This is a genomic window from Solibacillus silvestris (assembly GCF_051967575.1).
GTDB lineage: Bacteria > Bacillota > Bacilli > Bacillales_A > Planococcaceae > Solibacillus > Solibacillus silvestris_B.
Window position 1 is genome coordinate 1 of record NZ_JBQCJW010000034.1, and the last position, 13946, is coordinate 13946.

Sequence of the window (13946 nt, forward strand, 5' to 3'; positions counted from 1 at the left end):
GCACCTCCTTTGATTGATACATTTATCGTACCGGAGGTGCCTGATGTTTTATATGCGTTGTTTGATTACGGGCTTACCTTTTTTCATGTTTTTCAATAAAAGAATTAAGAGTATTTCCGCAGAAGCTATGGGACTAGCGGGAACAGCAAAATCTATTTTGCGACGAAAGCGTCCGACCCGGAATGGAAATCAACCCCATGTTATGGTGATGAACCCTAATCCGGAATAACCGGATTATAATATGGTAAAATTTCTTCGGAGGTGTTTTATGACGATAGAATTAATTTTTACATTGGCTATAGTTCTGGGGATTGTTTCACTTATAGATAAAATATATGCAAAAGTTAATTTAGATAATTATTCTCCAATTTGGGAGTATATTCTAAAAGCCTTTTTATATGGCTTTATCGCAATATTTACAATGCTTTATAGAAAGGAATCCCTACACGATGTTTCTCCGCTTGAATGGGCCATAATTGCAGTTTCTATAATCGAAGGAACAGGGAACTATGTTAATTATGTAAAAGAATCAAAGAAAAGAAAAGAAACAAAAAAGGAATCCTGAAGAAATCAATGTTATGTTGTACCGCTTGTTTACGGCTGGGCAAATTGAAACTCCCTTTGCATATGATCGGCAAGAGCTTTAATAATCTGTGTTTAGCGAATGGAGTCTCCCGGTTAAGGATATTTTTTCATGCAGTATATTACATTTAATAAGAAACATAGGGCAAGCAATGCAGATTTTCTAATAGCAGCTTATATGGATGGCAATGGTGCATAACCTGACATATATGCACCCATTGCCTGTTTGATTATTTCATTTTTGCATAATCGAAGTTTAATCTTTGTAAGCTACTATATTTCCGTTTTATGCCGAAACGGGCATTTCCCTAGAATTGGCTCAATATCATCGCCGATAAAGGATTGCTTCCATTCATTATGCGCCGGGTCGCCAAAGTGGCCGATATCCGGATGCTTAGGCAGCTGATCCCAAACTTCCACACGTTTTCGCACTTTTTCCCGTGACATAATTCCGCCTTTTTCGGTTCCTTTTAATCCTTCAAAGATTTTGCGCGGCTGAAAACCGAGGACCATCGCATTTCCCAGATGCCGGGTTTTTCGCTTCTTATATGCCGGGGCATTGCCGAACACAAAGATAGGCTCACCAGCGAAATGGAAATCCCATAAGTAATGATCGGGGTCACGGGGGCTATTTTCAGGCCATTCCACTTCATCCACCGTATGCAGGTGTTGGAGAATATCCCAAAATTGCTTTCGGTAATCATCTAGAGAACCTTCCTTCTCAAAAGGCTCAACAAATACGAATAGACCGTGTCTTTTGTAGTTTGGCAACTTAAATAAATCCAGAAAACCCTCTACTGCTGCAGGAAGATTGCTCCAGTCATCCTGCGTGATATAAGCGTAGCGAAGTTCACCTTTCAGCTCACCGCTCATCCCGAAAAAGCAGGGGAATGTTTTATCGGTTACCGTGTTATGAAAAGTTTCGTATTCTTTATAAAGCCAACTTGGCAAGTCTGTCCTCGTTTGAAAATCTTCTTTTGTTAGTAAAGCCTGCTCTTTCGTAATCATGCAATCTCCTCCATTATCATTCTTCATCTATATATTTAATGCTAGTCAATACCCCATCGCAAATTTCTTGAAACAGCAACGTTCAAAGGGAACTAAATGTGATGAATAGTTTATGAAATGAATAAACGAGGGAATGGAGTATGGATGAATCAAGAAATTGGAGGATGATTTATGGTGAATACAATTACAAAACAATCTCAAATACAATGTAAAAGTGAATATGGAACACTTAAAAAAGTGATACTATGTGAGCCTAAATATATGGAAATTAAAGAAGTGATCAACGATATTCAAAAAAAATATAAACATGATAATATTGACCGGGAACTTGCCATTTTGCAGCACCGGAAATTTGAACAAACTTTGCGCAATGCGGGTGTGGAAGTGATTAAACTGGAGCCAAGCAAGGAGCATCCTGAACAGGTCTTCACAAGGGATATTGGTTTTTCACTAGGGAACCGCTTATTTATTTCCGAGATGGCTAACCCGATTCGCCAAGGTGAGGAGGAAGTATTGGCAGAGTGGATGAATAAGCACGATCTGGCATATAAAAAGCTTTCAACGCACTCCATTGAAGGCGGCGATGTCATAGTGGATGGCAAGCGAGTATTTATTGGCGTCAGTCACCGTACATGTAAGGAAGCGATTCAAAAGCTGAAAAGAGAACTGCCGGAATTTGATATTCTCCCTATTCCTTTTAATCCGAAATATTTACACCTCGACTGTGTCTTCAATATACTTTCACCAAAAGATGCATTAATTTTCCCGGATGCTTTCGATCAACAGGTTGTGGCTTTATTGTCAGGCATGTATCATCTAATCGAAGTGGGGGAAAGTGAGCAGTTTTCAATGGGCACAAATGTACTGTCTATCGGCCGTAATCGAGTGCTGAGTCTGCCGGTCAACCGTAATGTGAATAGGCAGATGAGACAGCATGGCTATGAAGTATTGGAAGTGGATTTTTCGGAAATCATTAAATCAGGCGGATCATTCCGCTGTTGTTCAATGCCGATTGTGCGCCAATAAGAAATAACGTTGTTGTTAACAGCGAAATTGGATCTTCAGTTTATAATATATGCCCTATACGCAATGCTCATTCTATTTAAGGACCTTTCTAAATTCCGCTTTTAGTGTATATTAAGAATAAACGAGGCTCTTCACCAAAAATTGGGGATGACAAAATCAACTCCATGCTATGGTGATGAATCATCAATACGCAAAAGGTAAGCGGGATTGATTACGTAATTTTGAAAGGAAGGTACAATGAGAAAAATTATTTTATCGACTGAGAGTGGAGCGGATTTACCGAAAGACCTGGTTGAAAAACATCAAATTCAAGTAGTACCGATGCACGTTATCATGGATGGGAAGGATTATTTAGATGGGGAGCTGTCCGTAGAGGAAGTTTTTGATTATTACAGTCGCATCAAAAAAATACCTTCTACAGCAGCAACGAATGTACAAGAGTATCATGATTTATTTACGAAAATTAGGATGGATTTTCCTGATAGCATCATTATTCACATTGGTTATACATCAAAAGCATCTGCTTCCTTTCAAAGTGCGGTAATTGCTGCAGAAGGTTTTGACAAACTATTCCTTATTGATGCATTGAATGTTACAGGAGGATTGGCTGCAGTCGTGATGTATGCAGCTGCTATGCTTGAGGAGGATCCTGAAATTGACTATGGGCAATTAATAGAAAATATAGAATCCATCGTCCCTAAAACAAGATTGGCTTTCCTTCCAGGCAGCTTGGATTTCCTGAAAGCAGGGGGACGTGTAAGCAACATCGCGTATATTGGAGGAGCATTATTAAAAATAAAGCCCTGTATTGAGTTAAAAGAAGGGAAGCTTGTTTCAACTAGAAAATACCGCGGCAAGATGGATATCGTTGCGGAAAAGCTTTTGAAGGATTACTTAGATGAATACAATATTGATAGAAAACAACTTTATTTAATCTACTCAGTTGGACTTGACGAAAACATTAAAAAACGATTGGACGAAATTGCCAAGGTAGCTGGTTTCAAAAATGTAACATGGATGCAAGCAGGAGCAATGATTTCTACTCATGCTGGACCAGGAGGCTTTGGAATTGCAGGGATGGAATGTTAGCAGTATGGATAGAATTTTATGGTCGTCCGCGTTAAAAATTTTAAATACAATATTTTAAATAAACAAAGAGAACGAATCTTCATTGAGGGGATTCGTTCTTTTTTGGGTGATATATATAGTTTAATAGGGGGATTGGGATAAAGGGGGACACAGAGACTCATCTGGAATTGGTGTTCAAAGTTTACAAATCCTAACTGCCCGACCAGCTTAGCACAATCAATTTATTTTTGGTAAAATATAGTATGTAATTGTAGTGCAAATGAGGATGCTGGTTAAAGGGGAAAAAGGGATGATTTCAGAATTAAAGCAAAATGATTTTCGTAAATGTTTAGGATTATTAAATGAGCAAGGACAGCTTGAGGCGAAAGCGATTATTGCTGGGGTAAACCCTGGGCGCATATTTGTAGATGATACTGTTACACCTGATTCAGGGCTTATATGGTTAGGAAATAATGATGGCTTTATATTTATCGGGAATGAAAGTAATGAGCAATTCAATAAGGAAATAAATAATTTTATTGATGAGGTAATAGCACCGGAAGCAAAGGAAATCGGATTGAATTGGTTTGAAGGGGTAGGCAATCATGAAAAATGGAATGCAACGATTGAATTATTATTCAAACATCGCGAATACGGAAGCTGGCTGCAAAAAGTATATATATTAAATAAAGGGCAATATAAACCCGAAAGCGAGCCCATGCTGCCAGAAGGGTACACGGTACAGAAAATAAACAAATCCCTTTATGAAAACGATAATGGCTCAATCAAAAATATAGAGTTTCTTCATAGAAAGATTCTAGAGTTTTGGTCGTCGCCGGATTTCTTTTTTAGTAAAGGAATTGGCTATTGTATTGTTTATAAGAACGAAATTGTGAGTGTCTGTTTTTCTGGATTCGCCGTAGAAAATATTCATTGTATAGACATTGAAACGTTAGAGGCACATCAAGGGAAAAAATTGGCTCAAACAATCGCCCATACTTATGTAAAAAATTGCTTCGACAATAATATGGTGCCTTATTGGGATTGTATGGAAGGAAATAAGCCTTCTGTGGCAGTCGCTGAAAACTTGGGATTTCAGAATGCATTTAACTATATCGGGTATGAATTTTTATTTTAAACGGAATGCAGTGGAAATAATCGGATAAATTAATGCATTATTCCAGAAAGAGGTTTTTCAAATGATCATTTGGCTAAATGGTGCATTTGGTGCTGGGAAGACACAGACCGCATATGAATTGAAACGCAGAATTCCTAATTCCGTTATTTATGATCCAGAGCAAGTTGGCTTTTTTATAAACAAAAATATTCCGAAAGAGCTGACAAAAGGGGATTTTCAAAGTCATGGAATTTGGCGGGAATTTAATTATAAAATATTGAAGTATATACACAGTCAATTTAATGGCACGATCATTATTCCAATGACAATCGTAAATCCGCTTTATTATGAGGAAATTATAGGACGCCTGAAAGCGGAGAGTGTTGAAGTGCAGCATTTTGTTTTATGGGCATCAAAGGAAACGCTGAAGCGCAGGTTAAAGAGCAGGTTTGAAAAGAAAAATTCGTGGCCGGAGCAGCAAATTGAGCGCTGTATGGAAGGCCTTGAGCATGAAACTTTTGATGGCCGGATTGATACAAATAATCTTTCAATCGAACAAGTCGCAGAATTGATTGCGGCTAAGCTCCAAATTAGCCTTCATCATGATGAGAGAAGCAGTTTAAAGAAAAGATTGGATCGTTTTGTGATGCGTGTAAAGCGTATATAATCATGATTTTAACAAGCTGATTTGTCATATGCTTATATGATGAGTCGGCTTTTTCTTTTCAAAAAGCCGAAACAATAAGAAAGAACCTGGAGTTTTAATTCCAGGTTCTTTGATTATCACTTATCTTCCTCCATGACACACTGCCTCGCTTTCAGATTAAATTTTTAGATTGCTCCAAAAATACTCTGTTTAAGCTTATTCAGTTTTTGTTGGTCCTTTTGAGATTGATCATTCGCACTCATCGGGTTAACCCTCCAGTCACTTAGATTTGAAGTGAAATCTTTAATAGTATAGGCCGTATTTTATTTTTTATACACTGATATTTTTTTATCGGATAAAGTTTTTACAAAAAAGTGTTTTGTATCATAGTGTTAAAAATTGAATATAAATGAATAAACCGATGCTGACTTATAATACAGAATACGATCATTAATTTTACGCATATTAGATTAGACTCTACTCTTTTCGGAGGTGAAATAGGATGGCGAAGAAAAGTAAGACGAGCTTCACGAAAAATAAAAAGGAAAAAAAGGATACAAATCGTCGTGAAGAGTATTCAAAAGAATTCAATCAAGTAATTCATAATAATCCGCCGCAGGAAGTAACAAAGCACCGAGGGACATAATATTGTTGTGCACCGGGGAAATTTTTAGTACCCGGTGTATGTGATTTCCGCAACTTATTGTTATAATATGTGTAAGATAAATGAATACATAAAGGAAGATGAATATGACATTTGAAGAAATTTTGCCCCGTTTAAAAAATGGAGAAAAAATTATCCGTAAAGGCTGGGGTGGTGCTGAACTATATGTAAAGTATGTACCGGCGACTAAATTGGATGGCTTGGACATGAACCCGTACTTTGTTATTAATGTAACAGGTGAGGGATATACAATGTTTACACCGACAGTTTGTGATATTTTAGCGGATGATTGGGAAATCGTTATATAACAAAATTTTTGCTGACTTGTTTTATGCAGGTCAGTTCTTTTTTTGGAGGGAATTAAATGGAAAATCAGTTTGAAAATAAAGTAGTCGTTGTAACAGGCGCTGCTTCCGGAATCGGGTGTGCTCAGGCAGCAGCCTTTTTAAAGGAAGGGGCTACGGTTGTTGGCATAGATATTCAGGAAGCAGCTATAACAGACGAGAAATACCGTCACTATGTAGGAAGTGTAGCAGATCAGCAGTTTATTGACGCAACAATTGAAAAGTTTGAATGTATCGATATTTTATGCAATACAGCCGGGATGCTCGATGGCTATGCTCCGTCACTAGAAACAGAGGGAAAATTATGGGACGAAATTTTTGATGTCAATGTAAAAGGAATGTTCTTAGTGACGAATGCTGTACTGAAGCAAATGCTGCTGCAAAAGCGCGGCGTAATCATCAATATGGCTTCGATCGCAGGAATGGTAGCGGGTGGCGGCGGTGCAGCATATACGGCTTCAAAGCATGCGGTAATTGGTTATACGAAGCAGCTTTCCTACGATTATTGTAAGGAAGGTATACGTGTGAATGGGATTGCGCCAGGTGCGATTGAAACACCGATGAATGCAGCAGACTTTGAAGGAACAGGCGAGATGGCGAAATTGGTGGCAGAGCAAACACCGGCTGGACGATGGGCAAAGCCTGAAGAGGTTGCAAATATTACAGTGTTTTTGGCGAGTGAAGCAAGCGACTATATGCATGCAACGATTATACCGGTTGACGGCGGCTGGATGAACAAATAAAGTGTTGCCATTATTTTAAATTTACTCCATAATGAATTGGTGCAAAAACACACTATGGCACTTTGGCAGGGTACTAGCACCCATGCTCCTTTGGTCATAGTTATCAGTAAAGTAGCGGTAATTCGCTATTTTATAAAGGAGGAAATTAAATAATGGAAAATTCTGTTTCATCAACACGTATCAACGTACATGAAACAGCTAAAGTGGCGATCGTTGCTTCTCTTTATGTAGCCGTGACGCTTGTTTTAGCTGTCATTAGTTTCGGGGCCGTACAGTTAAGGCTTTCCGAAATGTTTAACTATTTAGTGCTATTTCACAAACGTTACATTGTAGCGGTAACATTGGGAGTAGTAATAGCGAATTTCTTTTCGCCAATGTGGTGGATGGACGTACCAGTAGGCGGGATCGCTACACTAATTGTTCTTATTATTTGTCGTATCGCAACAAAAAATATGAAAAATTTAGTGTGGAAAATGGTTGTTACAGGTGTCATTGTTACCGCATCGATGTTTACGGTTGCAGCACAGCTGATGATTGTTTTTGATTTGCCGTTTTGGCCGACATACGGAATGGTAGCAGTGGGTGAAGCCTTTTCAATGCTAGTAGGCGGCGTCACAATGTATTTATTGCAAAAGAAAATTGATTTTACAAAATAAATCACTGGATGAAGAGGATGGGAGATTAAGTGCCGAGCGTATGGGGTATAAACATTCAGTAGATTTTGGTTTATATATATTCTGTGAAAATCCTGGAAAAAGATTTTAATTTTAGCAGTACGAATCGGAAACCCATCTATTCGTGAATAATGATTCGTGCTTTCTTGCTGCTAAACATCAAGCTTTTTAATGTTAGTCTCGTTGCTTTATCCGAAATTATTAGATAAGTAATGTAAGAAACAAATAAAATTAATAAGGACTGGTGGATATTATGAACAAAATCTTATTTGGTATATCTGTACTGGGTTTAATCTTTTCGTCTATATTTGTAGTGGTGTCTATATGGAACACAGAATGGATTCTGCTTGAAAAAGGTTATTATACTTTTGGAACTTTGACTGTGGCAGTATCTACGTACTTAGCTATCCAGTTTCTAATGGGATACTCACATGCTGATACCCTAGGAAAACTGAACGCATCAATAGGAGTGATCTTCTCAATAATCGCATTGTTATTCATGATGATTTCTGTTCGCAACACGGAGTGGATTTTACTTGAAAAAGGTTATTATTGGATGGGGATGGTATTTGTTACGTTAACTTCCGCAATGCTTTCAGCAACAATAAAATCAATTATGAATAATGCAGAACCCCTTAAATAGTTCGCTATTTCTTTCACCTTCAATCATGTTATAAAGCAGACGCTCAAAATCGATCGTCTGCTTTTGCTTTGTTGTTCTTTACGTAAAGTATTCAAGTTTCGCGTTTGGAAAGAAGTTTTCCATATAGCTGTAGAGCTGTTTTTTCATTTCATCCTCTTCATCTTTTTGATAAATGTATTTACTGATGCCGTATTTCCCCCACTTCACACGTCGTACTGATTCGTCCAGCTTAAGCTTCGTCTTCGGATAGTTTTTATTAATCACATTTTTAGCGGCCTTAGTAAATCGGTGCTGAATAAATTCGAACGTAATATCTTCCCGGGCATCTTCGGGCAATTCTTCATCAAGACGCTCAAACATATGGTAATACCCTTCCTGCCAACCATCATGAAGATAAATCGGAGCTACGATAAAACCAAGAGGATATCCTGCTCTCGCTACTTTTCCGGCTGCTTCAATGCGCTTGGCTAAAGCAGAGGTACCTGGCTCGAAATTTTTAATGACATAGTCGGCGTTAATGCTAAAGCGGAATCTTGTGTGGCCATTGTGCTTGGCATCGAGCAAATGATCAACATGATGAAACTTCGTGACAAACCTTAATCTGCCTAGTTCGGTTTGGCCAAAATGCTCAATCGCTTTCTTTAACGAATGTGTTAAGTGATCCAATCCTACAATATCGGATGTGCAAGCTGCTTCAAATCGTGTAATTTCAGGTGCGCGTTCTTCGATATACTGATCTGCCGCTTCAAAAATCTCATCAATATTCACATATGTACGAAGGTAAGGTTTACTTCCCATCGTTGTTTGCAAATAACAATAATGACAGTGTCCCATGCATCCCGTCGCAAGTGGAATGGCATATTCCGCAGATGGCTTGGAGCTTTCGAACTTCAATGTTTTGCGGATGCCGACGACGAGTGTGGATTTTGCAATTCGATACTTTTGCAAATCATTGTCTCCGGGGATATTCCGTATTTGATTATGAGAAGTTGTATAACGGATCTCAATGCCCAATGCTTCAAATTTTTCTTTAAGTTCTTTGCCAAGCGGATAGTCCAATGCTTTTGGTTCAAAATAAACAAGCTGCGGCATAAATGGCTTATTCATGAAATTCCCTCATAATGACGATTTGCGGATATTGAATAGACAAAAGCAAAAGGTTTTGCAGTCGCTAAACATGTCATCACCTTCTTTCTGTATTTGCTTATAGCTTGTCTAAATACGGAGGAATTTATGAGGTGGTAATTATTGCAGAATTCTTAGCGGATATTCATCCTTTCATAATCTTCACTGCAATAAAAAGAATAGACTCCTTTAAATGGGTACCTAACCAATTACATAAACAAACTAGTGTATATGCGCTGTCATATATACTTGCCGCCTGCATGAAACGGTGGCTTTGCTGAAGTTAGGAGTCTTTATATAGAAGTAACCATGCTGGAAGCGATTGCGATGAGCATGTCACATCACCAATTTGATTGAGAATTTCTAATGCAATTTCATTGAAATATATTAAAAGCCTATATAATTTTTGGTGAAAGTTGATCGTATAAGAGGGGTATATGTTTGTTGAAGCGCTTGATATTGATTTATGATGATGGCTTCGTTTTTTTCAATAAGTGCTATGCGTTCCAATATTTCATCGGTTATAGCCTTGGAACTCGTAGATACGACTAAATTAAGGAAACCCGATAAAGCGGCAAAATCGAATACTTTAAAACGATAGCCTAATGGAATAGCCGGCACATTAGCGGCTAAAGATAGTAAGTTGGCATGGAGTTTAAAGTTGATGGTTGCTTTGCAACTCGATAATTTTTTTATCAATTGCTGTTCGTTGTAAAGGTTTTTATCCAATATTACATTTTCCAGGTCATTTATATTATTATAAAGCCTTTCGCAATGGGGAATATCGTCAGTCCACATAGCATAAATCATTATTTTATACCCTTGGCCGATTAATCTCTTCGCTGTTTCGGCTAGCTGTTCTTCCACTGATTTTTCGTCTGCACCGTATAAACGGTTGAATGTAGTTCCCCAGTTGATCCCGATTAGTTTCTCCTTATCTTGAGGCTTCATTAAATTATTATTTTGTAATAATAAAGCAGGGTCGCCAATCACTTTTACTTTTTCGGATTTTGCACTGCCTACCATAATTTCAATTGCCTTTTTAGTTAAAGGACCTCTAACTCCTACAAATAGAGCGTGCTCCAATACCTCTTCCAATACATCAATATCCTTTTGCTTGAAATTTTGTTCCAATGAATACAGCCTATCATTTATTAGTAAATCTAGATTTGTCTCCTCAATCCAATCTATTCCTGATCCCCAAATGAGTACTGATTTTCCTTTACGGAGAGCATTTTGAAGAATTTGAAGATATCCGGGCAATAATAAGGAGCCCCCTCCTAGCACAACAGTATCAAATTCTTCAATTTTTTTTAAATCGGTTCCGGGCAGTGAAGGAATAAGAGCGATTTTATCCTTATCTAAATATTCGGCACATGTATCTCTAAAAATATGCCATAACAATTCATCGCCTAAATTATTAAACCCTATCCAACCTATATATAATATTTTTTTCACTTTATCATCCCGCCCTTTACCGTTTCAAAGTAGATTTTTAAAGTTTCTTTTACTATTGTCTGAATGTTAAACCTCTCTTCGACAATCTCTCTGAATTTTATTCCATTAAGTCTGAGCTGTTCTTTATCCTCTATTATTTTCTTTAAATCATCTCTTAATTTATGCCTGCTGCATGTTCCTTTTGATCCGTGATCCCCGAAATAATGGCTCCATGCATCTTCAATATTTTTAGTATCCACAATGCCGAAATAACCGTGATTACCGACTGCGACGACTTGTTTTTCAGAAGCCATCGCCTCTAAAGCCACACGTCCAGTACCAACTATACAATCTGCCGCTGAATAATAAGCATGCATATTTTTTTGTTCTCCCACTATATGGATGAAAGAATCTTCGCAAATTTCCTCAATCATTTGAGCCAAAGATTTTATATCTGCTAATTTATTTCCGTCGCCTACAATAATGACATGGAGATCAGGAAACGATTGCAGTTTTAAATCTTTGCAAGCTCTTAAAAATACCGAACAAACATGGGCTTTTGACCACGCAATCCTGCTGGCGTAAAGAAGCACGATGGAATCTTCGGGGATTTTCAGGATGCTTCTTACATTTTCAGTAGGGGAATTTTTTGGATAGTTTTCTAAATTAATTCCATTTGGGATTAAATGAGGTTTTTCTATGCCAAATGTCTTTATATAGTTACATAAAGGAGGGCTTACGCAAATGACTGCATCGGATAATTTAAGAAGCTCCTCCATTTCGTAATCGGGATAATAGGTTCCGTGTATTGTTAAAATTGTGGGAATCCCTCTGTTTTCCGCTGCTTTCCCTGCCAAGTATCCGGATGGTGCTTGATGAATATGAATATGGGATATATTTTCGGAGTCGATTATTTTCTCAATTTCGCCGATTAATTCCATTTCGTGATCTTCCTTTAAAGTTATCGATTTTGGGAATTCAATATGATAAATAGGACAATTTAATGCTTCAAATGAATTCACTAAATTTCCCGTTTTATTTGCTGCGATGGCGACGAAAGTATCGTTTTTTACTAATTCTTTTGCTAAACCGAGTACGTGGGTTTCAGTTCCCCCGATATATAATGCATCAACAACGAGCAAAACTCTTTCACTATTCACTCTTCTCGCCTCCGTAAAAGGTTTTGGAGCGCTGTTGATCATGATCGCGGTAGTAATATAATACATCTTTAAGATTTTCTATTTTTAACTTAGCATTCAGAAATTTTACGATGAATTCATAATCCTCTGCCCCGTCTATTCTTCTTGTGGGCCCCCCGAACATATCAAACACCTTCCCCCTGAATAAGATTGTTCCGTGGGAGACACAGTGCCCGCCTTCTCCATAGCATTTCCGGATAGAATCCCCATATTTCAGCCAATTAGATTTTTGGCCGCCCTCCTTCAATTTTGGATCATAAAACACTTGATAGTTAGATCCGATCAAATCATAATCCGGATTTTTCAATAAGAAATCCACTTGTTTTTCAAAACGCTGTGGATGCGAAATGTCGTCCGCATCATTAACTGCTATATATTCCCCCGAACTCATGAAATAGCCGACTGTAAGAGCCCCCGCAAAACCTGCATTAACAGGGAGATTGCATAGAATAGTTTGAAAAGGAGCTTTTGAATTTTTTATCCATTTTTCTGCTATTTTTTGTGTATGATCAGTCGAGGCATCATTTATGAGTATGACTTCCGTTTTTTCGTATGTTTGCGATTTTAGGCCATCAAGGCAATCTTCTATAAATGGGGCAGCATTATAGCATGGAATAACGACACTCACTAAACCTTCTTTTCTCTCCTTCATAGTTCTCACCTCCTAACTATGATATGAATTTTATTTAACAAAAATTGTGCGCCATGCTTATGCTTTTAAAATTATGGAAATTAGAATATTTACCCAAGCAAATTTTAGCAGTGAACATAATCTTTAACATACGACCATAAAAGGGGGGGGAATATGGGGAAATTACGTGTTTTTCTTAATTCTTTAAAAGGTTCGAATATTGAAGTCGCTACGGAATATTCAAAAGTCAGGGGTGTTTTATTGGAAGTGAATTTTGACTATATTACGCTTAGAAAAAACTCGGATTTATTGTATATACCATTAGCGGGCATTCAAAATGTAGCTTACTAAAGGAGGAGGTGATTGGATTGTCTGTGAATTTATTGCTTACACAGCTGGGGTATTTTTTGAACAGGGAAATAAAAGTGGCAGTTGGTGAAGAATTGATTACCGGAACACTGGAATCGGTAAATACAGAATTTTTGACATTAAGCGAATCTACGGAAGACTATGAAATAGAAGCCGCAACGAGAATTATCATATTGCCGAAAATAAGTTATATACAAGTAGCAGTATAGGCAGTATGAGAAAATGAGCAGAATCGCAACAGATATAATGGAATTTACTGTGCATAAAGAGGATGCTGCAGCACAAAAACTGAGAAGGCTGGGAAAAACAAAAATATCACCTTTTTCGAGAAAAAGTGATATTTTATGTCAATGCTAAAATTGATTTCCGTTGGGGGGATGCTTTAATCTAAAATTGCATTTACTTTCCTAATCATGACTGGAACCATGAGCTCCATCAAAAATCCTGCCGCCGTCATTTTCCCAGCGGTCCATATCATCGACTGCAATATTAATGATTTCTTCGTCATTCGGAAGTGGCATTAAGTTTGTCTTTGGATATCTCACCATCTCACCGATGTCATGTTATACATCATCCTTTTAATTATCTTTGTTCTCTAGTTTATGCATTGTGTAAGATTTAGTTAATATTCAAAAAGAACGCTTAAAATTTTTGGCTATAGGCAAACTTC

Annotated in this window: 18 protein-coding genes; 12 read left to right on the forward strand and 6 right to left on the reverse strand. The window is 37.6% G+C overall.

Annotated features, from left to right (window positions below):
- The first annotated feature begins 268 nt into the window (after nt 1-268).
- Nucleotides 269-565: a hypothetical protein gene (locus tag ACTHOQ_RS15860; RefSeq protein ID WP_440497121.1), complete on the forward strand. Its 297-nt coding sequence runs from the start codon at nt 269-271 to the stop codon at nt 563-565.
- Between the two features lie 290 nt (nt 566-855).
- Here the strand turns inward: ACTHOQ_RS15860 and ACTHOQ_RS15865 are convergent, their stop codons facing one another.
- Entirely contained in the window at nt 856-1590 is a 735-nt protein-coding gene (locus ACTHOQ_RS15865) for a YqcI/YcgG family protein (protein ID WP_440497122.1), read from the reverse strand.
- Between the two features lie 171 nt (nt 1591-1761).
- Here ACTHOQ_RS15865 and ACTHOQ_RS15870 point away from each other — a divergent pair, with 171 nt between their 5' ends.
- From ACTHOQ_RS15870 to ACTHOQ_RS15910, 9 genes are all read left to right on the forward strand, one after another.
- The gene (locus ACTHOQ_RS15870; RefSeq protein ID WP_440497123.1) at nt 1762-2616 is read left to right on the forward strand and encodes a dimethylarginine dimethylaminohydrolase family protein; all 855 of its coding nucleotides are present in this window, start codon (nt 1762-1764) and stop codon (nt 2614-2616) included.
- A gap of 237 nt (nt 2617-2853) precedes the next feature.
- Nucleotides 2854-3705: a DegV family protein gene (locus ACTHOQ_RS15875; protein ID WP_440497124.1), complete on the forward strand. Its 852-nt coding sequence runs from the start codon at nt 2854-2856 to the stop codon at nt 3703-3705.
- Between the two features lie 289 nt (nt 3706-3994).
- Complete coding sequence (locus ACTHOQ_RS15880; protein ID WP_440497125.1) at nt 3995-4822, forward strand: GNAT family N-acetyltransferase; 828 nt, start codon at nt 3995-3997, stop codon at nt 4820-4822.
- 61 nt (nt 4823-4883) lie between these two features.
- Nucleotides 4884-5468, forward strand: coding sequence for an AAA family ATPase (locus tag ACTHOQ_RS15885; protein ID WP_440497126.1), 585 nt, complete (start codon nt 4884-4886; stop codon nt 5466-5468).
- Nucleotides 5469-5949: 481 nt separating this feature from the next.
- A complete protein-coding gene (locus tag ACTHOQ_RS15890; RefSeq protein ID WP_014822645.1) occupies nt 5950-6093 on the forward strand; it encodes a hypothetical protein in 144 nt (47 codons plus the stop codon).
- 104 nt (nt 6094-6197) lie between these two features.
- The gene (locus ACTHOQ_RS15895) at nt 6198-6419 is read left to right on the forward strand and encodes a DUF2829 domain-containing protein (RefSeq protein WP_440497127.1); all 222 of its coding nucleotides are present in this window, start codon (nt 6198-6200) and stop codon (nt 6417-6419) included.
- Between the two features lie 56 nt (nt 6420-6475).
- Complete coding sequence (locus ACTHOQ_RS15900; RefSeq protein WP_440497128.1) at nt 6476-7198, forward strand: 3-oxoacyl-ACP reductase; 723 nt, start codon at nt 6476-6478, stop codon at nt 7196-7198.
- Nucleotides 7199-7350: 152 nt separating this feature from the next.
- Nucleotides 7351-7854 carry a QueT transporter family protein gene (locus ACTHOQ_RS15905; RefSeq protein ID WP_440497129.1) on the forward strand — a complete coding sequence of 168 codons (504 nt, stop codon included), beginning with the start codon at nt 7351-7353 and terminating at the stop codon, nt 7852-7854.
- Nucleotides 7855-8125: 271 nt separating this feature from the next.
- Nucleotides 8126-8515, forward strand: coding sequence for a hypothetical protein (locus ACTHOQ_RS15910; RefSeq protein WP_440497130.1), 390 nt, complete (start codon nt 8126-8128; stop codon nt 8513-8515).
- Nucleotides 8516-8593: 78 nt separating this feature from the next.
- On the opposite strand, the gene splB is transcribed toward ACTHOQ_RS15910, so the two are convergent.
- The 4 genes from splB to ACTHOQ_RS15930 all read right to left on the reverse strand — a co-directional run bounded on the left by splB (nt 8594) and on the right by ACTHOQ_RS15930 (nt 12928).
- Nucleotides 8594-9622, reverse strand: a complete 1029-nt coding sequence (gene splB, locus ACTHOQ_RS15915; protein ID WP_440497131.1) for a spore photoproduct lyase — start codon at nt 9620-9622, stop codon at nt 8594-8596.
- A 405-nt stretch (nt 9623-10027) separates the two neighbouring features.
- Nucleotides 10028-11098 carry a polysaccharide pyruvyl transferase family protein gene (locus ACTHOQ_RS15920; protein WP_440497132.1) on the reverse strand — a complete coding sequence of 357 codons (1071 nt, stop codon included), beginning with the start codon at nt 11096-11098 and terminating at the stop codon, nt 10028-10030.
- A complete protein-coding gene (locus tag ACTHOQ_RS15925; protein ID WP_440497133.1) occupies nt 11095-12237 on the reverse strand; it encodes a glycosyltransferase in 1143 nt (380 codons plus the stop codon). The genes ACTHOQ_RS15920 and ACTHOQ_RS15925 overlap by 4 nt, the downstream gene beginning before the upstream one ends.
- Entirely contained in the window at nt 12230-12928 is a 699-nt protein-coding gene (locus tag ACTHOQ_RS15930; protein ID WP_440497134.1) for a glycosyltransferase family 2 protein, read from the reverse strand. The genes ACTHOQ_RS15925 and ACTHOQ_RS15930 overlap by 8 nt, the downstream gene beginning before the upstream one ends.
- Nucleotides 12929-13081: 153 nt before the next feature.
- Between ACTHOQ_RS15930 and ACTHOQ_RS15935 the strand changes: the two genes are divergently transcribed.
- Both ACTHOQ_RS15935 and ACTHOQ_RS15940 read left to right on the forward strand, forming a co-directional pair.
- Entirely contained in the window at nt 13082-13258 is a 177-nt protein-coding gene (locus ACTHOQ_RS15935; RefSeq protein WP_440497135.1) for a DUF2642 domain-containing protein, read from the forward strand.
- A gap of 23 nt (nt 13259-13281) precedes the next feature.
- Nucleotides 13282-13485, forward strand: a complete 204-nt coding sequence (locus tag ACTHOQ_RS15940; RefSeq protein ID WP_440497156.1) for a hypothetical protein — start codon at nt 13282-13284, stop codon at nt 13483-13485.
- A gap of 198 nt (nt 13486-13683) precedes the next feature.
- Here the strand turns inward: ACTHOQ_RS15940 and ACTHOQ_RS15945 are convergent, their stop codons facing one another.
- Nucleotides 13684-13824 carry a hypothetical protein gene (locus tag ACTHOQ_RS15945; RefSeq protein WP_440497136.1) on the reverse strand — a complete coding sequence of 47 codons (141 nt, stop codon included), beginning with the start codon at nt 13822-13824 and terminating at the stop codon, nt 13684-13686.
- Between the last annotated feature and the right edge of the window lie 122 nt (nt 13825-13946).

Coding starts and splice junctions, on each gene's coding strand:
- ACTHOQ_RS15865 (WP_440497122.1), bottom strand. CDS start 1,590: ATGATTACGAAAGAGCAGGCTTTACTAACAAAAGAAGATTTTCAAACG.
- ACTHOQ_RS15935 (WP_440497135.1), top strand. CDS start 13,082: ATGGGGAAATTACGTGTTTTTCTTAATTCTTTAAAAGGTTCGAATATT.
- ACTHOQ_RS15900 (WP_440497128.1), top strand. CDS start 6,476: ATGGAAAATCAGTTTGAAAATAAAGTAGTCGTTGTAACAGGCGCTGCT.
- ACTHOQ_RS15885 (WP_440497126.1), top strand. CDS start 4,884: ATGATCATTTGGCTAAATGGTGCATTTGGTGCTGGGAAGACACAGACC.
- ACTHOQ_RS15930 (WP_440497134.1), bottom strand. CDS start 12,928: ATGAAGGAGAGAAAAGAAGGTTTAGTGAGTGTCGTTATTCCATGCTAT.
- splB (WP_440497131.1), bottom strand. CDS start 9,622: ATGAATAAGCCATTTATGCCGCAGCTTGTTTATTTTGAACCAAAAGCA.
- ACTHOQ_RS15860 (WP_440497121.1), top strand. CDS start 269: ATGACGATAGAATTAATTTTTACATTGGCTATAGTTCTGGGGATTGTT.
- ACTHOQ_RS15910 (WP_440497130.1), top strand. CDS start 8,126: ATGAACAAAATCTTATTTGGTATATCTGTACTGGGTTTAATCTTTTCG.
- ACTHOQ_RS15890 (WP_014822645.1), top strand. CDS start 5,950: ATGGCGAAGAAAAGTAAGACGAGCTTCACGAAAAATAAAAAGGAAAAA.
- ACTHOQ_RS15905 (WP_440497129.1), top strand. CDS start 7,351: ATGGAAAATTCTGTTTCATCAACACGTATCAACGTACATGAAACAGCT.
- ACTHOQ_RS15880 (WP_440497125.1), top strand. CDS start 3,995: ATGATTTCAGAATTAAAGCAAAATGATTTTCGTAAATGTTTAGGATTA.
- ACTHOQ_RS15875 (WP_440497124.1), top strand. CDS start 2,854: ATGAGAAAAATTATTTTATCGACTGAGAGTGGAGCGGATTTACCGAAA.
- ACTHOQ_RS15870 (WP_440497123.1), top strand. CDS start 1,762: ATGGTGAATACAATTACAAAACAATCTCAAATACAATGTAAAAGTGAA.
- ACTHOQ_RS15895 (WP_440497127.1), top strand. CDS start 6,198: ATGACATTTGAAGAAATTTTGCCCCGTTTAAAAAATGGAGAAAAAATT.
- ACTHOQ_RS15945 (WP_440497136.1), bottom strand. CDS start 13,824: ATGGTGAGATATCCAAAGACAAACTTAATGCCACTTCCGAATGACGAA.